General features: G+C 64.5%; 20 protein-coding genes and 1 pseudogene. 13 read left to right on the forward strand and 8 right to left on the reverse strand.

Annotated elements, in window-relative coordinates; genetic code table 11:
• The first annotated feature begins 110 nt into the window (after window positions 1–110).
• Window positions 111–1460, forward strand: a complete 1350-nt coding sequence (locus DAT35_RS45790) for a hypothetical protein (protein ID WP_233262102.1) — start codon at window positions 111–113, stop codon at window positions 1458–1460.
• An 88-nt stretch (window positions 1461–1548) separates the two neighbouring features.
• Here DAT35_RS45790 and DAT35_RS45795 read toward each other — a convergent pair whose 3' ends face one another.
• Entirely contained in the window at window positions 1549–2523 is a 975-nt protein-coding gene (locus DAT35_RS45795; protein WP_108075668.1) for an SAM-dependent methyltransferase, read from the reverse strand.
• A gap of 253 nt (window positions 2524–2776) precedes the next feature.
• Between DAT35_RS45795 and DAT35_RS45800 the strand changes: the two genes are divergently transcribed.
• The 4 genes from DAT35_RS45800 (at window position 2777) to DAT35_RS45815 (ending at window position 5869) form a co-directional block, all read left to right on the forward strand.
• Window positions 2777–3607 carry an aldo/keto reductase gene (locus tag DAT35_RS45800; protein WP_108075669.1) on the forward strand — a complete coding sequence of 277 codons (831 nt, stop codon included), beginning with the start codon at window positions 2777–2779 and terminating at the stop codon, window positions 3605–3607.
• A 270-nt stretch (window positions 3608–3877) separates the two neighbouring features.
• Window positions 3878–4429, forward strand: coding sequence for a YaeQ family protein (locus DAT35_RS45805; RefSeq protein ID WP_108075670.1), 552 nt, complete (start codon window positions 3878–3880; stop codon window positions 4427–4429).
• Window positions 4426–4785 carry a hypothetical protein gene (locus tag DAT35_RS45810; protein WP_108075671.1) on the forward strand — a complete coding sequence of 120 codons (360 nt, stop codon included), beginning with the start codon at window positions 4426–4428 and terminating at the stop codon, window positions 4783–4785. Before DAT35_RS45805 ends, DAT35_RS45810 begins: the two co-directional genes overlap by 4 nt.
• A gap of 493 nt (window positions 4786–5278) precedes the next feature.
• A complete protein-coding gene (locus DAT35_RS45815; protein WP_146210143.1) occupies window positions 5279–5869 on the forward strand; it encodes a hypothetical protein in 591 nt (196 codons plus the stop codon).
• A gap of 172 nt (window positions 5870–6041) precedes the next feature.
• Here DAT35_RS45815 and DAT35_RS45820 read toward each other — a convergent pair whose 3' ends face one another.
• Window positions 6042–6374, reverse strand: a complete 333-nt coding sequence (locus DAT35_RS45820) for a pilus assembly protein N-terminal domain-containing protein (RefSeq protein WP_158502148.1) — start codon at window positions 6372–6374, stop codon at window positions 6042–6044.
• 97 nt (window positions 6375–6471) lie between these two features.
• Window positions 6472–7368, reverse strand: coding sequence for a sigma-70 family RNA polymerase sigma factor (locus DAT35_RS45825; RefSeq protein ID WP_108075674.1), 897 nt, complete (start codon window positions 7366–7368; stop codon window positions 6472–6474).
• Between the two features lie 279 nt (window positions 7369–7647).
• Between DAT35_RS45825 and DAT35_RS45830 the strand changes: the two genes are divergently transcribed.
• From DAT35_RS45830 to DAT35_RS45860, 5 genes and pseudogenes are all read left to right on the forward strand, one after another.
• Window positions 7648–8304: a lipopolysaccharide assembly protein LapB gene (locus DAT35_RS45830; RefSeq protein ID WP_108075850.1), complete on the forward strand. Its 657-nt coding sequence runs from the start codon at window positions 7648–7650 to the stop codon at window positions 8302–8304.
• A gap of 231 nt (window positions 8305–8535) precedes the next feature.
• Window positions 8536–9695: pseudogene (locus tag DAT35_RS45840) on the forward strand (IS3 family transposase).
• 635 nt (window positions 9696–10330) lie between these two features.
• Entirely contained in the window at window positions 10331–10714 is a 384-nt protein-coding gene (locus DAT35_RS45850; protein ID WP_108075677.1) for a HEPN domain-containing protein, read from the forward strand.
• Window positions 10711–12090 (forward strand): KGGVGR-motif variant AAA ATPase, encoded by a 1380-nt coding sequence (locus DAT35_RS45855; protein WP_108075678.1) that lies wholly within the window; start codon window positions 10711–10713, stop codon window positions 12088–12090. Before DAT35_RS45850 ends, DAT35_RS45855 begins: the two co-directional genes overlap by 4 nt.
• Window positions 12087–13544 (forward strand): hypothetical protein, encoded by a 1458-nt coding sequence (locus DAT35_RS45860; RefSeq protein WP_108075679.1) that lies wholly within the window; start codon window positions 12087–12089, stop codon window positions 13542–13544. Before DAT35_RS45855 ends, DAT35_RS45860 begins: the two co-directional genes overlap by 4 nt.
• Before the next feature lie 542 nt (window positions 13545–14086).
• Here the strand turns inward: DAT35_RS45860 and DAT35_RS45865 are convergent.
• Window positions 14087–14824, reverse strand: coding sequence for an SDR family oxidoreductase (locus DAT35_RS45865; protein WP_108075680.1), 738 nt, complete (start codon window positions 14822–14824; stop codon window positions 14087–14089).
• Window positions 14825–15003: 179 nt separating this feature from the next.
• Between DAT35_RS45865 and DAT35_RS45870 the strand changes: the two genes are divergently transcribed.
• Both DAT35_RS45870 and DAT35_RS45875 read left to right on the forward strand, forming a co-directional pair.
• A complete protein-coding gene (locus DAT35_RS45870) occupies window positions 15004–15930 on the forward strand; it encodes an AraC family transcriptional regulator (protein WP_108075681.1) in 927 nt (308 codons plus the stop codon).
• Between the two features lie 97 nt (window positions 15931–16027).
• Complete coding sequence (locus tag DAT35_RS45875; RefSeq protein WP_108075682.1) at window positions 16028–17161, forward strand: hypothetical protein; 1134 nt, start codon at window positions 16028–16030, stop codon at window positions 17159–17161.
• Window positions 17162–17183: 22 nt separating this feature from the next.
• Here DAT35_RS45875 and DAT35_RS45880 read toward each other — a convergent pair whose 3' ends face one another.
• Complete coding sequence (locus DAT35_RS45880) at window positions 17184–18617, reverse strand: cytochrome P450 (RefSeq protein ID WP_369946346.1); 1434 nt, start codon at window positions 18615–18617, stop codon at window positions 17184–17186.
• A gap of 109 nt (window positions 18618–18726) precedes the next feature.
• On the opposite strand from DAT35_RS45880, the gene DAT35_RS45885 reads away from it, so the two are divergent.
• The gene (locus DAT35_RS45885; RefSeq protein WP_158502149.1) at window positions 18727–19569 is read left to right on the forward strand and encodes an arginase family protein; all 843 of its coding nucleotides are present in this window, start codon (window positions 18727–18729) and stop codon (window positions 19567–19569) included.
• Between the two features lie 6 nt (window positions 19570–19575).
• Here DAT35_RS45885 and DAT35_RS45890 read toward each other — a convergent pair whose 3' ends face one another.
• Genes DAT35_RS45890 through DAT35_RS45900 form a run of 3 tightly spaced genes read right to left on the reverse strand, consistent with a single transcriptional unit; the run spans window position 19576 to window position 21285 of the window.
• Complete coding sequence (locus DAT35_RS45890) at window positions 19576–20088, reverse strand: hypothetical protein (protein ID WP_233262103.1); 513 nt, start codon at window positions 20086–20088, stop codon at window positions 19576–19578.
• Between the two features lie 3 nt (window positions 20089–20091).
• A complete protein-coding gene (locus DAT35_RS45895) occupies window positions 20092–20643 on the reverse strand; it encodes a hypothetical protein (protein ID WP_146210144.1) in 552 nt (183 codons plus the stop codon).
• Window positions 20644–20679: 36 nt separating this feature from the next.
• The gene (locus tag DAT35_RS45900; protein WP_146210145.1) at window positions 20680–21285 is read right to left on the reverse strand and encodes a hypothetical protein; all 606 of its coding nucleotides are present in this window, start codon (window positions 21283–21285) and stop codon (window positions 20680–20682) included.
• Between the last annotated feature and the right edge of the window lie 225 nt (window positions 21286–21510).

The raw sequence follows: 21510 nt of genomic DNA on the forward strand, positions 1-21510 counted from the left end.
TATTACCAGGCTCTTCCCAACATGCCCGAAACCCGGTTGCGCCCTCTCATTGAACGCTTCGCCCAACTCGTCTACGAGCAGCTCGTTTTCCGTGAAGCCTTTGGCCTTTTATGAGGGGATGCCTCAGGGTCGACCCAGCAAAGTCCCGGTTCAACAATCTCGACGAAACCACGCAGATCGGCCAAAACCAGATCTTCTTCCCCAAAAACGGCAACACGCCGTCAGCCAACCCATATGACGATCACATGATATTGTTCGAGGCCAAGGTGAATCAGGCGGAGTATGATTACATCCGGAACACCTTGGGCTCCAACTATACCCCCAATGCCCTCCCCAAACGCATTGAATTTCCTCCCAATGCGGGGAGCCCTGATGTGCCCGCCAATGCGCTGAGTGGCGATGAATCCATAGAAGTCAAGGCGGCCTGGCGGGAGCTGTCTGATGATTTGATCAAATCGGGTCGCTACCACACAGCCGAGGCCCTGTTCTACGTCAAGGGTACGAACCATGCTGGACCGGGTGTGAGCAGTCCCGAGCCGCGGGTGGGCACTTTCGGTCTGGTCGGTCTGCACATTCTGCGCAAGACGAAAAACTACCCTGCCTTTATTTATACCACCTTCGAGCATGTGGATAACTTGCAGAAGGATGACAACGCTTCCAGCCCGCAAGATGCTGAAGACACCGGCCTGTATGTCATCACCCTCTATGACACAATGAATTACAGGCAATCCATCAAGACTCCGCAGGCCGTCAAAAATCCGCATGCCATTGTCAATACGGGGACCGGCCACCTCCAGTCATTTGCGCTGCCCCTGGAAGGCGCGGTGGACGCAGCCCACGGCTATCCGATCATTTCCGGGTCATTCAACTTTCCTTCCGGCTTTGCAGGCCCGATCAAGGTCGGGGTATCACATGCAGTGACAAACGCCGTCACGACTGCCAACAATGAAGTCAGTGCAGCCATGGCCAGCGCGCCCGCGTTCAATAATTCGGTGTGGAAATATTATCGTCTCGCGGGAGTGCAGATTCTCCCCGTGAATGAGGACAGCCCCACCGCGGGCTCCATCCCGGGTAAGCTCAATCCGCTCACCGAGGACTTCTACCTGGCAAACACTGTGATCGAAAGCAGCCAGCCTGGTATCCAGTTGTTCAAAGGCGCGGTCTCGGATCCTGGCACTCGCGGCGCAGCGGCCAATCAATTGATAAACGAGCGCGAAACGCCGAACATCCTGCAAGTGCGGGGATTGCCCGCGACTTCCAACCAGGTGGTGATGGGGGGATGCATGGGTTGCCATGGCAACGCACAATACCCCAGGGCCCGAGGCGAGGAGGGGCCCGGTCCGACCATCTTCAACTTCCTGACCACTGAGGACACCTTGTCGGGCAGGGGCTTCAAGGTCGATGTGCGGCCCACAAGCCTTGGGGAGGTGAGGACAAGGGCTCAAGTGTATATCAAATAATCGATAGGCGAGGTGGAGGCGCGGGCCGCCAGCGGGAGCTGCTCGAGGCGGCCCGCGCTACACCTCGAAGCGGATGGCGTGACTCCCCCTACTTCACCACCGCGATGGCGAAGCCGCCCCATGCGCGCTTCCCTTCCGTCTCCTGCCCGAGAACCTGGTGCTCTCCGAGTGAGAGTCCACAGGACAGGAGCAACCCGGTAAGGCGCTCGCTCACCGGCGGACGGCTATCGATGCCGAATTTCAGCGGCTCTCCGCTGGCCCTGGTCCCCGCTCTCGCCAGACGCCAATAGAACGCCCGCGATTCGAGCGACTCGGTCGTGAAGTAGTCAAACGCGACAACGCTGCCCCTGGCCGTGCTGGCGATCTTGCGCAGGGTGTCCTCGACGGCTTGCTTCTCCAGGTAGATGAGCACTCCCTCCCACAGGAAGAGCGCCGGTTTGCCGATGTCAAAACCCGCGTCCACGAGCCGCTCGAGCCAGTCCTCCTTCTCGAAGTCCGCTGAGACAAACGTGACCCGGGCCGAGTCGAGGCCCGCCGTCTTCACCATCTCCCGCTTGAGCGCCTGTGTTTTCGGTGTGTCGACCTCGAAGACGCGGATCGCCCCGTCCTCCGGGAGCCTGAATGCGCGCGTGTCGAAACCCGCCCCCAGAATGACGAACTGGCTGATGTCCGCGAGGTATCGGTCCACGGCGGCGTCGAAGAACGAGATCCGGGCAGAGGCCTGGTACCGTGGGGGCACCTCGCCCTCGAAGGGGTATCGGAAAGCCCTGGGCACGTAGCCCGTCAGCCGGTGGGCGAACAGCATGGGGCCGGCCGTGAGGCGCGGGCCCAGGGATGGCACGCCGGGCAGTACCCGCATCAGCAGATCCGCCCCCTCGTCCTTCCTGGTCCCCAGGAGGTGCTCGACCCAGCGTGCGGACAGCGGTCCTTGCGCTGTTGTCGATACGCCCGATCCGCGCCGGACGATGAGGCTGCCAGTCCAGATGACGTAGCCGAGCAGCGTCACGGGGAACAGAAGACCGCTGAGGATGTAGAAAACGCCAGCCGCGATGAGAGGGTGCATGTCATCAGCTCTTTTCCGAGTCCAAGCCTGCCTCGTGGTGCACTCTGCGTGATATCGGAGCCCCTCGGGAATCCGCTGGCGGACCGACCACTCGAGTCAACCTCTCGCGACAACGACGTTGACACTCACTGGAGCCAGGGCCCTTTGTTCCTCCTCGTGTCGTGCCGGGTCACCTCTCTCTCGTTCTTTGATTCCCTCTCGGGGAGTTCTTTGACACCCTCTCGGGGCCTCACGAGCCAAAGAGGAGTTCCCCATGTCCACCCAGACTTCCATCCAACTCAATGACGGCCGTTCCATCCCGCAGGTCGGGCTCGGCGTCTGGCAGGCCTCCAACGAGCAGGCGGCACTTGCCGTGCGCACCGCGCTCGAGGCCGGCTACCGCCATGTCGACACGGCCGCGATCTACGACAACGAGAAAGGCGTCGGCGAGGGCCTGCGCGCCTCCGGCGTGAAGCGCGAGGAGGTCTTCGTCACCACCAAGCTGTGGAACAATGCGCAGGGCGGCGACAGTGCGCTCACGGCCTTCGACCAGAGCCTGAAGCGCCTCGGCCTCGATTACGTCGATCTCTACCTGATCCACTGGCCGGCGCCGCGCAAGGGCCTCTACGTCGAGAGCTGGAAGGCGCTGAAGCGCCTGAAGGAAGAGGGCCGCGCCAGGTCCATCGGCGTCTCGAATTTCACCGCCGAGCATCTCGACCGCATCATTGGCGAGACCGGCATCGTCCCGGTGCTGAACCAGATCGAACTGCATCCGCGCTTCCAGCAGAAGGCGCTGAGCGAGGCCCATGCCAAGCGCAACATCGTCACCCAATCCTGGAGCCCGCTCGGCCAGGGCCAGCTGCTGTCCGATCCGGTGATCGGCCAGATCGCCGCCAGGCACGAGCGCACGCCGGCGCAGGTGGTGATCCGCTGGCACATCGACAGCGGCCTGGTCGTCATCCCGAAATCGGTGACGCCCACCCGCCTCCAGGAGAACTTCAATGTCTTCGGCTTCAGACTCGATGCAGAAGACCTGGCGCAGATCGCGAAGCTCGATAACGCGAATGGTCGCATCGGTCCCGATCCGATGACAGCGACATTCTGACGCGGTCGACGAGGGCTCCGACGCAGGTGACACCGGGTAGGCTGGCGGCGGCGGATTGGCACAAGGCAGCTTGAACGGCTCGAAGCCGGGCCTTGGGATTCCCCGAGACGGTGTCAAAGAACTCACCCAAAACGGTGGTCAAAGAACCCGAACTGAGTGGCGGCAGAGCGGGTGTCACGCGGGACCCAAGCAACAGGTAGGCAGGCCTCGCCTGGACGGGTGAACCGACCCGCCTCCAAGTCTTTCCGAGGACTTGCTAGAACCTCTCCGATGGCCCTCGCTCCGACGCTGTACGACTTCCAGATCGCCTTGAGCCACGTCGATCGTTCCATCGACCAGCCTCAGCTGAGCATCAAGGTTGCGCGCCACCCGTCCGAGACCATGCAGCGCGTCTGGCTGCGGGTACTCGCGTTCTGTTGGCTTTGGGAGGAGCGGCTCACCTTCGGTAAGGGCCTGGGCGAACCCGATGCGCCAGACCTCGAGTGCCGCGACTACACCGGCCTGGTCACTCGCTGGGTGCGCGTTGGCAAGGCGGACCCGCTGAAGGTCCAGCGCGCGGTCGATCAAAACCCGCACGCGAAGGTGTCGGTGCTGTTCGAGTCCCCCCAGCGGCTCGAGGCGTTCCTCTCCGAGGCGCGCGAAGCCAAGGCGACGCGCGTGGCGAAGGCCGAGCTCGCCGCGATTGATGCCGAGCTGCTGCGCGCGCTCTCCGGCTTCGAATCGCGGCGGATCCAACTCTCGCTGACCTTCGTCGGCGATCATGTCTATGCCGACTGCGAGGGGCAAAGCTTCGACGGTCCGCTGACCCGTGGAGCCCCGTGAAGCTTGAGCGCCACGTCGGAGGGCTCTCGCTCACGCGCAAGGCGAACTACCTGCGTGCGCGGGGCTGGCGCGAGGAGGCAGGCGGCTGGTCGAGCGAGATCTTCGGCCTGTTGCCCCTGGCCAAGGCTATTCACCACCAGCTCACCGACGACCTCAGTCAGGCGCTCCGGGAGCGGGGCTGGCAGGTGCTCGGGTTCTCTGAGCGGGGCTATGTGCGGATGCGCGATGGCGAGCGCGGCAAGTCGTGCTCGTTGCCCAAGGCGCTGCGCATCCAGGCCCGCCGCGAGAAGCGGCCCGTCGCCGAGCTCACCTATGCGCTGTTCCTCGCGGCACTGCTCGAGGGCGAGGGCCCGTAGTATTTGTCGAGTTCTTCTGGTCGCATGTTCTTGCTGGAGATCTTTCTTTCCTTCTCGCCTGTTCTGAACATGAACTGTTCCTCTCAAAGTAGCCCCAGGGGATGCCAGGCACACAGACACAAATCCGGACCTCGGTTGAAGCCGGTACAGGGACCATGAAAGAGTCGCCCACCGAGAAGTGGTGGACGTGGGCCGGGGAGAAGACCTCGTCCGGCGAATCCGTCCCCGGTGGACCCCCATCAAACCCGTGAAAATACGCCACGAGATAATGCAAATCATTCACGGTGCCAGGGGCCGGGACGGGTGGGAGCCGGAGCCCGATGCGCACGAGGAGCCGTGACAGGGCCACGCATGGAGTCAAGTGCCCTCACTGCTCGAAGCCAGGCCTTGGAGCGGCGCCTGACGGTGAATCTGGTGCGCCAGTCGCCGCCCGTCTGATTGAATTGACGAGCCGACAAGCCGTCGGCGTCCGAAATCGCGGAGGAGATGCAACGTGGGAATGAGCTTTGGCGGCGCCATCATTGATTTTGACTTTCACACCGTCGTCGATGAGCTCCTCGATGAGGCCTTTCGGATCTTCATCACCGGCAACGAAACGGCTGACGAGCTGAGGGTGAAGCGCTTGCAAGAAGCGGGTGCGGTCGCGCTGCAGGAGCTCGAGGTTTCCGTCAACCTGGGGGATGCACCGCTCGAGTTCGGTGACTTGCTGGGCGCTTCGTTCGACCAGTACGCGGTGGGCATGGTCGGAAAAAAGACCGTCGTGATCGGCAGGTTCATCGGGCTCGATCAGGACAGCTACACCGGTGGTTTCCAGGCGTGCTCTCGCAAGCACGGCCCGGTGTTCGTGTTCTCGTTCGACGACTCGAGCGGCACCTACATGTTCTCGCTCTTTCGGAACGGCGAGCGGGTCCGCTTCCGCAGCCGGGGGAATGGCATGTCCGACGACGAGGGCACGCCGCTCCCGGGCGAACCGACGAAAGAAATCCACCCGTTCGATCATCAGATGGCCGCGCTGGAGGCGTTCGTGGGCCGGTCGTTCCACGACCTTCAGGAAGTGAAGATGGAGCGCTTCGACGAAGCATGAGCAGCGCGGAGGCGTGGTTTGCACAGCCACTCGCGCTCGAACCAGCCGCTTGAGCTCCGGGTGTCCCACGCCCCCCTCACGTGCTCGTTCGTCGCTGGAGGGGCGCACTGGCACTCCGACCGGCCCCGCCAGGGCTCATCAGGCCCTGACCTGGTTGGAGGACCTGGCAGCGTCAGCCCTGGATGACGAGCCGGTACGACTTGCGCTTCCCGTCCTTCGTCCACACCAGCAGCGTCGTCTCCCCCTTCTTGACGCCGGTGACGCGGAGCACCTTCTCCGAGCCATCGCCGCCCGTGGCGACGTCGGCGAACTCCTGGCTGCCCAGCGCGACACGGGTGATGTCCTTGGCATCCAGGATGCGCACCTCGCCCTTGTTCAGGGTGAGCGTTTCATCATGGGCCGGAGCGGCCTGGCCCTGGGCCGGAGCGGGCGCCTGCTCCGAGCGCGCCTCCGTGCCGAACACCGTCACCGCCAGGACCGCGACCACTCCGACAAGCTTCTTCACGTGCATGGGTGTCTCCCTTTTTCGACCTTCTGCCCGGGTGACACCGGTGGCGGCGCGGTGTTGCACGGCGGCGCGAAAATAATTCTCGGCCCCCCGCTCAACGGGAGCTGGCAAGGAGCGCGGAGAGGCTCTGGTCGAGCTGGTGGGGCACGTCGCGCAAGAGGCTGTACAGCTCGCCCTCGGACAGGTGGAGACGCTCGGCGAGCCGGGCGCGGGTGCCCGCGAGCACCTCATCGCGGGCGCGGGCGAGCCACCGGGAGACGGTGGACTTGTGGGTGCGGTACATGGTGCCGATGCGCTCCAGGCTCAGCCCCTCGACGAGGTGGAGGCGCAGCACGGTGCGCTCGCGCGAGGGCAGGGCCGAGAGTGCCTCGGCGAGCGCGGCCTGGAAGTCGGCCCGGTGGCGCTGGCGCAGGTGCTCCAGCTCGGGGTGAGAGCCAGGGACGGTGGCGTCGGCGAGGGCCTCCTCCTCGGCGCGGGCCTGCCGCGAGGCGGTGCGGCGCAGGTTGAGGGCGGTGCGAACGGCGGCGGCGCGCAACCACGCGGCGAGCGGCCCCTGGCCCTGGTACTCGGCCATGCGGGGAGGACGGCCCGGCTCGGAGGTGAGGAGCTTCTCGCGCAACACCTGGCACACCTCGGCGGCGGTATCGGCGCCCGGGTGCACGCGAGCGACGGCGGCGGCCACCTTCGGGAAGAAGTGCGATTCCAACGCGGCGTGGGCGGCGGCATCCCCGTGCAGACAGGCACAGGCGAGGAACAGGTCCGCGGCGGGGACGGCGCGCAGGGAGCGCTCGGGCTCCTCGCTCGGAGGGAGTCGCTCGGCGAGGTGGCGCAGGAAGACGGCCTCGTCGAGCCGTACCCGGGGCCAGGCCGCGCGAGCCGACGCGAGCAGCTCCGCGAGCACCGCCTCCAGCGAGGGCAGCTCCGCGTAGGCACGAGCCGAGGGCCGCAGATGAGAAGCGAACACGCTGGCGAGCGAGGACGGAGGAGGCATGAAGGGGACCCTGGCGGGATTACAGACTGGAACGGGGCTCTCGTCCTTTCTTACAGGGTCTGGGAAGGCGGGTTGAGCGGGGAGGAAGGAGAATTCCACGTGTGGGCAGAGGTCCGCCTCTCGAGGTGCGAGGCGGAGGACACGGGAAGTGACGAGGTTGAGACTGCGGGTCCGACCGGGGAACGAGCGGGCCCACGCCACTCCGCGGCACACCCCATGCTTGTCCATGCGGGGACAGGTCTGGCGAAAGTGGTACTCGGGGCGGTGGTGGGGGTGGAGATGGGGGTGAGGGAGCTGAAAGAAGAAGCGTTGGACCTGTATGCACGGCGGAAGTTCGCCGAGTGCGCGCGCACGTACGGCAAGCTGCTGGAGCTGGAGCCGAGGGATCCGCATCTGTACGTGCGCCACGCGGAGGCGTGGAGACGAGCGGGGGACAGGAAGAAGGCGATCACCTCGTACCGGACGGCGGCGGAGCTGTTGCTGCAGCTGGGGTGCGAGGCGAGGGCGAGGGCTGCGTTGAAGGTAGCGCTCGAGCTGGACCCGAGGGACACGGAGATAGCGCGAGCACTGGAGCGGCTGTCACCCACGTACGCGCCGCGCCGCGAGGAGGTGCACCTGCCTCCGCCAGCACCCAAGCCCCCATCGAGCATCCCCGAGCAGAAGCGGGACATGGTGGAGCTGCACACGAGGCAGGCGAACGTACCGGGGCGGCTGGCACTGCCACCGGCGCCGGCAGCGCCCGCGGGGCCACAACCCTCGCCAGCGGAGGTGCGGAGACTGTCCGGGAACACGCTGGCGATGAGGGCGGCGCCGGGGACGCGCTGGCTGGTGGTGTCCTCGCGCACGCCGCTGACGGCCTACGAGGTGGATGACCTGGACCGGGTGCTGTCGAGGGAGTTCACGCTGGAAGTCACGGTGGAGGCGCCCGAGGGGTGAAGTGCGCGCACCGGAACGAATCGACGATGAAGGCGTCCGCGATGGAGAACTCGAGGATGGCGGTCCCAGGCTTTGACTCGGGCCGATTCCTGAGCTGACCATCTCCAAGGCGGGCCATCGCGCAGATGGGGACCGTGTCACCGCTGTCTACACAATGGGCCGCGAGTACCTGCGCCTGCCCCGGATTTTGTGGACACACCTCATAAGCCGGCTACACGGGAGGTAGTGTTCATGGAGCGAAGGAAAAGGCGGAGTTTCACCCCGGAGTTCAGGTCCGAGGCGGTCCGGCTGGTGCGCGAGGGCAGCAAGAGCCTGCCCCAGGTGGCCAAGAACCTGGACCTGACCGAATCGGCCCTGCGCAACTGGGTGCATGAGGCCGACGGAGGCAATGACAAGAGCCCGGCAGGCGCGCTCTCCACGGCCGAGCGGGAGGAGTTGCTGCGGCTGCGCAAGGAGGTGCGTCATCTGGAGATGGAGCGCAGCTTTCTAAAAAAAGCGGCGGCCTTCTTCGCGAAGGAGACCTCGAGGTGAAATTCGAGTTCATCGAGGCGGAGAGGGCCCATTTCCTCGTGGACATCATGTGCCAGCAACTGGGCGTGTCGCGTTCGGGCTACTACGAGTGGAGGGAGCGTCCGGAGTCCGAGCGAGACAAGGCGGACCGGGCCCTGGCCGAGGTCGTGACGTCAGTGCACCAGGAGAGCCGCGGCAAGTACGGCAGCCCGCGCGTCCACGCGGAGCTGCGTGCCCGCGGGCAGCGCGTGAGTCGCAAGCGCGAGGCCCGCCTGATGAGCCAGCAGGGCTTGGCTGCTCGCAAGAGACGTCGCTTCGTGCGCACGACGGACTCACGCCACAACTAGCCCGTGGCTCCCAATCTCCTCAAGCGCGACGTCTCCCCCGGCCAGCCCAACTGCACATGGGCCACGGACATAACCTACGTGGGGACGAGGTAGGGCTGGCTCTACCTGTCCGTCGTCATGGACCTCTTCTCACGCAAGAAGGTGGTGGGCTGATCCATGAGCGAGCACATCGACAGGCACCTGGTGCTCAACGCGCTGGACATGGCTCTCAAGGGACGCCAGCCACCACGGGGGCTGCAGCACTACTCGGACCGGGGCAGTCAGTACGCCAGCACCGACTACCGGCAGGCGCTGGCCTCTCGCGGGATTCAATGCAGCATGTCGCGCAGGGGCAACTGCTGGGACAACGCCGTGGTTGAGAGCTTCTTCAGCAGCTTGAAGTTAGAGTTCGTCTACACCACCGACTTCGCCACGCACGAACAGGCTTGGCTGGCTGTCTTCGAGAACATAGAGGTCTTCTACAATAGGCAGCGGCGGCACTCTTCGCTGGGCTACGTCAGTCCAGTAGATCTTGAGCTTGCGGCCTTACCGTAGAAGTTGGCAGCATAACCCCACTGTCCACGTAACCGGGCAAGCCCATTCACCTGCTGGTCGACCTCGCGGTCACCATAAACCTGCTGATGAGATGTCACGATGAATGGGATTTCCGTCCCGTCCATGAGAGTCACCTAGCGTGAGGTCGCGGAGGGGATATAGCAACACCGAGTTGCCTGCACACAGCACGGGCTCGAACGCCCCTCCCAGCCGAGCATCTTCGTCCGCTCGGGATCGCAGGGTTTCTCGAGGCGCAAGACAGTGGAGACACGACCCCTGACGTACACACCTTGGACGCCTCTGCTCTTGGATGCTCCGAGAGGATGAGGGCCCACTCGATGGGCTCGCGGACCCAGGGATGCCACGGGACCAGGAGGAGGGTTGACCGGAAACGTAGGAGCATTCGCATGGCGCGGCACAACCTACCAGGATGCCTCAAAGAACCAAATCGCTGTTTCCCCGGCCCACTTGTGGCCCAGGGGCGAGTGCGCAGATCGGGGCCACGCAGCAGCACTCGCAGGATGTCAACGGTCCCGCTTCGCCCGACGGTGGCGGTCCTCTCCTTCCCTATGTACGAACTACGTGCTGTTTCTCCCACACGTCTGCTAGATAGGGTGTCGGCATAGGAGAGCGCGATGTCCTACACAGCAGACCTACCGGCAGCAGCCCGACGACAGCTAGAGGCAGCCCAGCAGTTGGCCGAGAACGGACATCGCCATGTCGCAGCATACCTATTCGGTCTCGCCGCCGAGTGCGCCTTGAAGGCTATGGCACAGAACATTCCGGAAGCACGCCGGGACGACGTGTTCTACGCGCATTTCCCCTTACTACGAACCCTCCTGCTTGACGTGCTCTCGGGCCGTCGAGCGCAGCCGCTCCGACGCCTCATCGAGCCCCCCGACTTCATGAACGAATGGGCCATCGGAATACGCTACGCTCCCACGGCTGAAGTCAGAACCAAGCCGGTAGATCGATGGGCTGAGCAGGCGGCGCGAGCCGTCACCAGCATGGATGGATGACGATGCCAGAGAGCACGAAAGTCTTCTTCGACGACAGTTTGCCCCGATTGGTCGAGACTGTCGCTGCCGAACTGGGTGATGATGCACTTGCGGCCGGAGTGGTCCTGCGCGACGCCTCCGGACGGCTGTCTTTTTTCACTGGAGCTGCTCTCGACACGGCAACTGCTCGACGCATTACTGCCCGGCTGAAAGAGACACTAGGTGTTTATGCCCGCCCCGACCGCGTTTTCGCAACGCCATCCGAGATCGGTGCTGCAGCCATTTTAGCGGACCCTGCGAAATTGCAGTGCCGCGTGGGCCAACGCAAGGTACAACTGGTGGACCGTCGGCTTGTGGGCGCGGACTGGCTGCGCTCACCCGCCGAGGTAGTCCTAGCACCCCCTCGCTTCGTCTTTGCGAGCCTGAAAGGCGGTGTTGGACGCTCCACTGCTCTATCTGTCGTGGCGGCACATCTCGCCTCACGTGGGGGACGAGTGTTAGCGGTCGACTTGGACCTTGAGGCGCCGGGACTTGGTGCCTTCCTGCTCACGCCGGAAACCGTGCCAGAGTTTGGAGTGATCGATGCGCTGGTCGAGAACAATCTTCAAGAGCTCGGCAACGATTTCTTCGTCGACATGGTCGGCCCTTCAGCCCTAGCCGCTCAAGGTGGGCGAATCGATGTCATCCCCGCGTTCGGTCGACGCTCGCTCGCGCAACCAGCCGACGTGCTGAGCAAACTCGCGCGTGCCTATGCGGAAGACATCCGAGCGGACGGAACAGTCGCGACCATCCTGGATCAGGTCCGCACCTTAATTGATGGGTTTGCCGACCCGAAGCGCTACGATGCCATCCTTGTTGACGCTCGAGCGGGGCTGCACGAAACGACTGCTTCAGCAATCCTGGGTCTTGGTGCCGAGATCTTCCTGTTCGGCTTACACGAGGCACAGACCTTCCAAGGGTACGCTGCATTGCTCGCACACCTCTCTCGACTCGTACCGTTCCAAGGACCTGTGCCCGAGTGGGTTGACCGGCTCAACCCGGTTCACGCCAAAGCACCTGCCGATGCCGCAGCGCGTGCGGAATTCGTCCAACAATGGCAAGCAATGGTGGCTCGGCATGGCCCGATACCAAACGAGAGGACGACACCGATCGAGGTACCACTGCCGGACGGCTTTAGCGACGTCCCCTGGGACGAGCAGATAGAAGACAAAGATGTCTTGCCTGATGAGTGGTCACTGAAACAGCCCATTCCCGTCCTGCGCGATGATCGCTTCGACCGATTTGATCCTCTTCAGAGGCGTGATCTGCTTACCGAGACCCTCTACCGAAGCACATTCGGCGCGCTAGTTGATCGCGTTGAGGAAGCAGTCTTTCCAACGCTTGCGGAACCCGTATGACTGTGACAACCAACGATATCATTGAACTCCGCTCCGCGCTGGCATCGTGGCCTGCCGACGTGTCGAGCGATGCTCACGGAGTCCAGGCCCCAGGGCTGGACGATCTGTACGCACCTGGAGCCCACTCGGCTGCGCTCGACCCAGCCGCGACCATCATTCAGGGGACTCGTGGCACCGGGAAGAGTTTTTGGACGGGAGTGCTAGGCAATGCCACACTGCGCGCAGCAGCTGCCAAGGCATACCCTCGCTTAGGGCTTGATCGCATCGAAGTGCAATTCGGATACACCGGACTGCCGGGACCTGAGGGGGTCGATAAGGAAAAGCTTGACGAGTGCGTATCAGAAAACGGGGGAGAACAAGAGGCACGCATCTTTTGGTGGGCGACCATACTGCGTGCGATGGAACTCTCTTCGGGCCGAAAACCTCAAAGCTTGAAGAAGCTCGTCGCGGTCGCCGCTGATATCGAGCAGCGCGAAACCCTGCTATCGGTACGCGCCCGAGAACTGCAGGCTAGCGACTCGACACTTATTATCGTGTATGACGCGCTCGACACCGTCGCATCATCGTGGCCACGGCGACGAATGTTGACGCAGACGCTTCTTGAGGTCGTGTGGGCGATGCGGGCGTGGCGTGCAGTCCGTCCGAAGCTCTTCCTGCGCCCTGACCAACTCGAAGACGAGGCTCTGCGTTTCGTCGAGTTGCCGAAGCTACGCACCGGCGCGGTTCGGCTCACGTGGAGCGGCACGGACCTATACGGTCTGCTTTTTGCGCGCCTTGCAATGAGCGAAGCGGCAGAACCGTTCGGACGTTTGCTTGCGTCTCTGAACCTCCGTACGGCGACACCCGAACAGATCCGCGCGCGGCAATGGGTGCTCGCTCATGACGAGAAGAGCCAGCGCAGACTGATGGCTGCGCTTGCCGGCCCCTACATGGCAGCGGGGCCACATGCACATAAGAAAGGAAATACCTACGACTGGCCACTCACGCACCTCGGCGACGCCTTCGATGAAGTCACCCCAAGAAGCTTCCTCAGCCTCGCCATCGGCGCTGCGAACTTTGAAGAGCATCCAACGGACTTCGTGATTTCGCCTGATGGTATTCGACATGGGCTGCGGGCGGCATCAAAGATGCGCGTTGATCAGCTTCATCAGGAATTTCCCTGGATCAAAGGCGTGCTGGCGCCGTTGGCGGGCCTTCTTTTGCCACAAGAAGAGGATGAGGTGTTCGAAGTATGGAGGCGTGCACAAACCGTTAGTCTATCGATCAAGAGCGCTCAACGTGATGGATATCTGTCGCCGTTTCCCAAGAAAACTGATGCGGACGAGCAAGGACTGTACGCAGCTCTCGAACGGATTGGAGTTATGTTCCGCCGTCCGGACGGACGCCTCGACATGCCAGACCTGTTCCGTGTGGCAGCGAAGCTATTGAAGAAAGGCGGTACCGCGCCATTGTAGAAACCACCCGAAGCACGCTGAGTTGGGTATGGCGGCCTCGGACAGAGAGAGGAGCGCCTGAAGCGGGCAGCAGAGGGAGCGCTGGCTCCACAGGTAAGGCTTGACGCCATCCTTCGATAGATGACTGCCTTATGCGCATGCGGATCGTGATTGGAGCGAGTTCTGAACTGGGGTAGATTCAACGCTATTCGCCTTGAAGTCTCGCTTACGCAGGAGGACATCTCTGGTGTATTGGGAAACTCCAGTTCATCCCCATGGCCTGTCTACCCAACAAGCCCATCTATCAGTCCATCGCATCAGCAGCCCGGCAGTACCTGTTCCGCCCAATCGGAGCGCGCCGCATGCCCCCGTGCGTCAGCTTGCAGGATCAGGCAAGATATGAGAGCGGCAAGCACCTCCTTGTCTTCCAGTTACTTGATCCTCTGGGTGGACTCCCGCCCCCCTAATTCAATTCCATGTCGGGCACCGGTCCATGTCGGGCACCGGGTCTTCCTTTGTCAGTCTGTCGAAATGGCATGTCGTGAGTGACACGGTCATTGCAATCAGTGGGGGCTGGCGGTCGGACGCACGATGATCTCGCTGGTGTCGACGTCGGCGGGCTGCTCGATCGCGAACAGGATGGCCCGGGCCACGGCGTCTGCGGGAATGGAGATCCGCCGGTACTCCTTCATCGCCTCCCGTGCCGTGGGGTCGGAGATGCTCTCGGCGAGCTCCGACTCGGTGACACCCGGAGAGATCACCGTCACCCGGATATCGCCACCGACCTCCTGGCGAAGCCCTTCGGAGATGGCCATGACCGCGAACTTGGTCGCGCAGTACACGGCCGCCGTGGGCGACACCCTATGGCCACCGATGGACGAGACGTTGATGAACTGCCCACCTCCCTGCTGCTTCATCACGGGCAATCCAGCGGCGATGCCATGCAGCACCCCCCGGATGTTCACGTCGATCATCCGGTTCCACTCGTCGACCTTCAAAGCCTCCAGCATGGACAACGGCATGACCCCCGCGTTGTTGATGATCACATCCACGCGGCCCAACGCGCCACGCGCGAAGTCGATGAACGCCTCCATGTCCTCCCGACGGGTCACATCCAGTGGCCGGTATCGGGCCGAGCCGCCCTCGGCGCGGATGGCCCCCGTGAGCACTTCGAGTTTGTCGGTGCGCCGGGCGCCCAGGACGACATGCGCGCCGCGCCTAGCCAGCAGGCGGGCAGTCGCCTCGCCAATACCACTGCTTGCCCCGGTGATGGCGACGACCTTTCCTTCAATTCCAGACATTCTTTCTCTCCTCGATGAGCGCCCCAGAACTCCCGCGGCCCGTGGGCGCTGGGATTGAGCACTATCTAGAAGCGGGGAGGGAGAGACCGGTAGCCTGTTCCCGGCGGATTCTTGCCTGATCCTGCAAGCGGTCGCGGAAGCGTGCGGCACACTCCAGGTGGACGGAGTAGACTCGTCCCATGACGATGACCCCGCAGAAGGATCCGATGCACATGGCCGAACTGGCCGCGGTGATCGAGCGCTTCGCCCCTCGCGACGGCGTGCATCCGACGGCGGTCGAGCGCATGTCGCTCATTCGTGCCTCGCATCCCAACGAGCCGCTCCACGCGGTTCATCAACCCGCCCTGTGCATCATTGCCCAGGGCTCCAAGCGGGTGATGCTGGGCGAAGAGGTGTATAGGTATGACGCCTCGCGCTACCTCGTGGTGTCCGTGGACCTTCCCGTCACGGCGCAGGTGGTGCAAGCCACGCCCCGGGCTCCGTACCTCTGCTTTCGCCTCGACATCGACCCGGGAGAGATCGCCGAGGTGAGCCTGCAGGCGGGCCTGCCCGCCCCGGCCCAGCGAACCCCCTCCCGAGGCTTGTTTCTCGATCAGGCCTGCCCGCGGATGCTGGATGCGGTGCTGAGACTGGTGCGATTGCTGGACACACCCGAGGACATTCCAGCGCTCGCGCCGCTCGCCGTGCGCGAGATTCTCTATCGCCTGCTCAAGAGCGAACACGGCTGGCAACTGAACCAGATTGCAACGGCAGGCAGTCAGGCGCAGCGCATCGCCAGAGCCATCGGCTGGCTCAAGGAGCATTTCGCGGAGCCGCTGCGGATTGAAGACATCGCGCGGAAGGTCCACATGAGCACGTCCTCACTGCATCACCACTTCAAGGCCGTCACGGCGATGAGCCCGCTGCAATATCAAAAGCAGTTGAGGCTTCAGGAGGCACGCCGTCTCCTGCTCAGCGAGGATGTCGACGCTGCGACGGCAGGTTTCCGTGTGGGCTACGAAAGTCCGTCGCAGTTCAGCCGCGAGTACAGCCGGTTGTTCGGGGCGCCGCCTGCTCGCGACGTGCGGCAGTTGCGTCAGCACCTGGAAGTGCCGCTCGCGTCCTGAGTCCGGACGTGATCGCTGCTTCGGAAGTGGGGACCCACCACGGGAGCATGTGCTACGCCATGCTTCAACCGTTGCGTCTCCCGCCTGGAGCCTTGTCATGACCCTCCTCCAACGCCCCCGCGCTCTCGCGTGGCCGCTGACCGTCGTCACGACCCTCTCCCTCACACCGGCGTATGCGCTGACGAATGAGCTCACCCTTCGCTCTCCGGAGCCAAAGGAGGTTCGCACGGTGGTGACCGGCCGGGGCGAAGCCGCCAGCGTCGCCTATCCGGATGGCCCCGCCAGCATGACGCCACGCTGGCTCGTCGCGGCGGTGGACATCCACTGGACCTGTTCGGACAGCAAGGCGGTGGGTTTGGAGGTCAAGACCGGCAAGGGGCCGAATAGCAGGCCACAGACCTTTGAGCTGTTGCGCAAGCACAACCTCTATGGGGCCTCGACGCGCATGGAGCTGTACCTGTGGGAAGTCTCCGCGGTGAAGGAAGCCTGCGCGAAGGACGGCGAGGTCAGCGTGGACTCCGTTCCCGTGAGCCTGACCCTCCGCTGCCAGAGCGGTCAGGTCCTCGAGCGCAAACAGGTCATCCCCCTCCAGGTGGACTGTCGGCCCTCCGCTCCTTCCGCGGAGGCGGTTACAGGACTCACCGGCTCCGAGGTGGAACGAGACCGGGGCGTCTTTCAACAAATGCTGTCCAAGTTCTCCCACGAGGAGCCAGCGCCCTTCCCCCGCGAGCTACGCCTGGGCCAGAAGAGCACCCTGCAGTTCACCCGGCTGCTGCGAAGAGTCTGGAGCCCGGAGATCCAAACCCTTCGCGTGGTCCAGCTCGACAAGAATGGCCAGGTCGCCGAGCGGTTCCCGCCCGTTCCCCTGTCCGGCAACCCAGACGACCCGGAGTTCAATCCGCAGCACACCTTCACTCCCAATGCGGCGGGGCCCATCCGCTTCGCCCTGGAGGTCGAGTATGCGGATAGCTCGCGGCTGCTCTCCCAGCCGGCCGAGGTCCAGGTCCTGACAGCCAGTCAGGAGGCGGCCAGGGCCGCGAAGGAGGTCTCCGAGTCCCGGCGCATGCAGTTCTTCAAGGACCTCGCAAGCCAGAAGGGTCCGTTGGGCTGTAGCCCCGAGCTGGTCGACTGGCTCAAGAAGCAGCCCGTCATCGAGGATGCGGGCCTCGGTGAGAAGAACGTCTGGTATCGCTTCACCGATGAGGTGGTCGGGGTCGTGCACTGCCACTGAGCGAGGCCGCGTGCATGGCGGCTCAGCGCGCGGTGATCATCACGGGAAGCTCGCTGGCCGGCCGCAGCGTGAGGAGGGGCTCGGGCTTCGGCGTGTAGCCGGCCACCATCCTCGGACGGTGGCGCTGCGCGAGCGTCGCGAGGATGAGCGTACCCTCCATCAGCGCGAAGGTGTTGCCGATGCACTGACGCGGGCCGCCGAGGAACGGGAAGTACGCGTACCTCGGCCTCGCGGCGATCTTCTCGGGTGTGAAGCGATCCGGGTCGAAGCGCTCCGGGTCCGGCCAGAACTCCGCCAGGCGATGCGTGACGTAGGGACTCATGTCGAGCGACGACCCGGCGAGCACCTGGTAGCCGTAGACCGTGTCGTCCTCCATCACCTTGCGGCTCAGGATGTAGACGGGTGGGTAGAGGCGCAGCGTCTCATCCAGCACCCTGCGCGTGTACACGAGCCGCGGAACATCCTCCGCCGTGGGCGCTCGGCCACCGAGCACGGATTCCAACTCCGCGTGGAGCTGGCGCTCCACCTCCGGGTTCTGTTCGAGCAGCACCCAGACCCACGAGAGCGTGGTCGCGGTGGTCTCGTGGCCCGCGATCATCATCGTCAGCACCTCGCCCTGGAGGTGCGCATCATCCATCTGCTCGCCTGTCTCTTCGTCTCGCGCGAGCATGAACATGGAGAGCAGGTCTCCGCGGTCCTCCAGGTGCTCGCGGCGCTTCGCGATGACCCGGGCCACCACTTCCCTCAAGGTGTGGTTCGCCCGGCGGTAGGCCCGGTCATAGGCGGTGGGCAGGATGGGAGGAATGAGGCGCAGCGTGCGGAAACGCTCGACCGTCTGTTCGCTGACGACGTTGAAGGCCGCGGACACGACCTCGGTCTCCGCGCGCACGTCGGTTCCGAGCAACGCCTCGCCAACGATGCGCAGGGTCAGCGCCATCATGTCCCGCACGGCGTGGCGTGGCGCTCCCGTGCGTTGGGACTCGGCCCAATGCTCCGAGAACTCCGCTGTCGCTCGCACCATCTGCTCCGCCATCGCCGCGATGCGGGCCCGGTGGAATGCCGGTTGCGCGAGTCTGCGCTGCTTGAGCCACGTCTCGCCCTGGCTCGTGAGCAGGCCATCGCCGACGACACGGCGGACCATGGAGTAGCTGAAGTGGTCCTTCGTGTAGTTCTTCGAGTTGTCCTGCAGCACGTACTTGAGCCCATCCGGGTGCGTCACGAGGTAGGCGCGCCCGGGGCCGAACCGGTACTGCACCACGGGCCCGTGCTCCGCCACTGTCCGCATGAGAAAGCCCAACACATCCTTTCGGGCATCGCGAGCGACTCCGATGAGGGGCAGGCCTCGAGGGCCAGTGGCGATGCGGGGCACAGCGGGACGTGGGGCCACGGACGGGGCATTCATGAGAAGACTCCGGTTTCTGGCGGTGGTGCCCAATCTTGGACCGCGACCGTCCATGTCCGCCTGATGCGACCCCTGCCCGGAGCCATGACGCGCTACGCTTGTTGAATAGCGAAACTCATACCCACCGCGCCGCACGATGCCTTCCACGCACCCGAGAGGCCCCATGCTCTTTCTCTACTTCCCGCAGTGGCAGGGGTCCGGCACCAGCGACGAGCTCTATCGTGGCGCGGCGTTGGTGAGGCAGCGCTGGCCCGAACTACCCTGGGTGGAGGTCCCGGTGGAGAGGGAGACCCCGCTGCCCATCCGACACGGCATCCTCGGCTATGACGCCCTCCTGGCGCAGCAGCAGGCGGCCGCGGCATTGCTCGCACACCACGAGCCCACGCGCCTCGTCACGCTGGGGGGTGATTGCGGCGTGGAGCTGGCGCCCGTCTCGTGGCTGAACCGCTGCTACGCTGGCAACCTGGCGGTGCTCTGGCTCGATGCCCACGGCGACCTCAATACGCCGCAGAGCTCGCCCAGCGGGCATTTCCACGGCATGCCCCTGCGCTGTCTGCTGGGCGAGGGGGAGCCCGCGCTGACCCGGCTCGTCGCCTCCCGGCTCGACCCGCGCCAGGTGCTGCTCGCTGGAGCGCGCGAGCTGGACCCGCCGGAGGCCGACTTCATCACGGCCCGGCGGATGGCCCGCCTCACGGCGTCGCGGCTCAACGACGATCCGGCCTCGCTCGCCCGCTGGGTCGGAGAAGCCGGCTTCCGCCACGTCTACGTGCACCTGGATCTCGACGTGCTCGAGCCCTCGGGCTTCCCACACGTGAAGTGCCCAACCCCTGGAGGTGTGACACCGGAGGCGCTGGTGGCGGCGCTCTCGCGCCTGCGGGAGGACGGACGGCTGGTGGGCATGTCCGTGTTGGAGTTCGTGCCGGGCGAGGGCGAAGCCGGGCTCGACCTCATCGACCGCCTGCTGCGCGCAGCGCTGGGTGAAGCCCTGGGCCCGGCCACTCACTGAAAGCCTTCACTCCATCGCGGTGGAGGCCCGGTGACAGCGCGCCCGTCCGAGCCAGACCGGCAGCCCCAGCGCGGGGAGCGCCAGGAGATCCGACGCATCCGCGGTATGGGCCACCGGCGCCACCTGCGGAATGCGGGCGCCGTTCCAGAGTGCTCCGAGCACGCGCACCGGCCATTGAAGACTCCCGAGCCCCCACTGCCATCCGAGCGCCGCCGTGTCCCAGAGCTGAATGGCGGAGAACACCGCGCCGGTGAGCACGACACAGGTGAGCAGCACCGGGCCGGAGGGCGTGAAGGGACGTCCACGTCTCGCGGACACGGACTCCCACGCGGCCTGCAACAGCAGGGGAAAGAAGGCGAGGCCCGCCACATCCGAGAGCTTGCCGGTCCACCACGAGGGCCAGCGCTGCTTGAGGACGTGGTCATTCACCAGGAGCAGCAGCACGGCCGCGAGGACCAGCGGGTGCAGAAGACCGTCACCAGGAAGAATGCTTCGCGTCGCGCGCTGGGCCTCCGGCACGGCTCACTCCTCGTCCAGTGACAGCGTGTAGGTGCCACTGTCGGGAGATGTCCAGTTCACCCAGGAGGAGGCAGTCCACTTGACGAGGACCTCACCATCGGTGGGTGGGCCTTGACGCTCGAACTCGAGCACATAGGCCGCATCGCACCGCGCCTGCTCGGAACACCCGGACAGCGAGACGCCGTTCAAGTAGCCCTCGACACCCGGATCCCCCAGAACCCAGAGCCCTTCACTCACGAGCTTCCCGTCGCTCGCTTGAAACAGGCGCGCTTTCAGCCACGGACGGCCGTGCGCTTCCGGGCCGGAGCCCTGCACCGAAGGCATGAGCCTGAAGTGGAGGTCCGCATAATGGACGACTCCGTGCTTGTCGCTCACGGGCTGAACGTGCAAGGCGATCTGGCGGCGAGCCGTAGAAGCGGAGACGCTGAGCACCGCGGGCGAGCCGTCATGTGACACCTGCATCGCCGTGCGCGCTGGCTCGTCCGGGGGCCCTACGCAGGAGAGGAGCAACGAGGCAGCGGGCAGCCATTTTGAGAAGAAGCAATGCTTTCGCATGGGAACCTCCGACCACGGAATCCAATACAGCCGGGCTCAGCGCTCCGTGAGCGTGACGGCATAGTTCTTTGGAACCTTGTTCTCGTCCACGACCTGCAAGGACACGCTCGCCCGCCACTCCATCTCCACGGCCCCCTGGAACGCTCCGCCCTGGAACTCGAACTCGACCGTCACGGGGAACTCACACGTCTGCCCGGACTGGCATCTGATCGACACCAGGGATTGCGCCACCTGGATCTGCACCGGCACCCCCTCGGTCTCGAGCAGGATCGCTGTATCCGAGGAACTGTATGACCCTTCTACTTTCGAGACCCGGGTGGTCAGCCAGGGACTGCCAGGAGCCGAGGAATTCGCCGGCCGCCATCGTGCGGTGCCTTCGATGGACAGAAGGCCCTCATTCTCCTTCTGGCCGGCCTCACCCGGGGAGATGGAGATGACGAGCGAGCGAGACACCTTCCCGGCCTCGTGGGTCAGCACGAAGGGGGCTCCGCTGTACTCCGCGACAACCGCTGGAGATCTCGGCTGAGAGGTGGCGATGGCGCTCGCGGCTGCGATGAGCAGCGAGCACCTCACCGCCCACGGACGGAGGTTCAAATGCCAGCCATCGCTGGCACGGGCGCGTTCGGATTCGGGAGTTCTCATGACGGGGCTCGTGAGGCCTGCCAGCTTGAGAAGGGGGGGACGTGAGCAGGCGCCGGCGTGCCACAGCAACCCCTGTGCCGCCCCTTCTTCCGAGAGAACTCGCGACCCTGGCTCTGGGGAAACCGCGACTTCTCTGTCGCACCACGACACGCACGGCCGGGTCTCGCGAACCCGTTCTCGAGGCAATGGCAGCTCAGAAGCACCGCGCTTCCGGGGGACGACGAA

The organism is Vitiosangium sp. GDMCC 1.1324, from assembly GCF_003044305.1.
GTDB lineage: Bacteria > Myxococcota > Myxococcia > Myxococcales > Myxococcaceae > Archangium.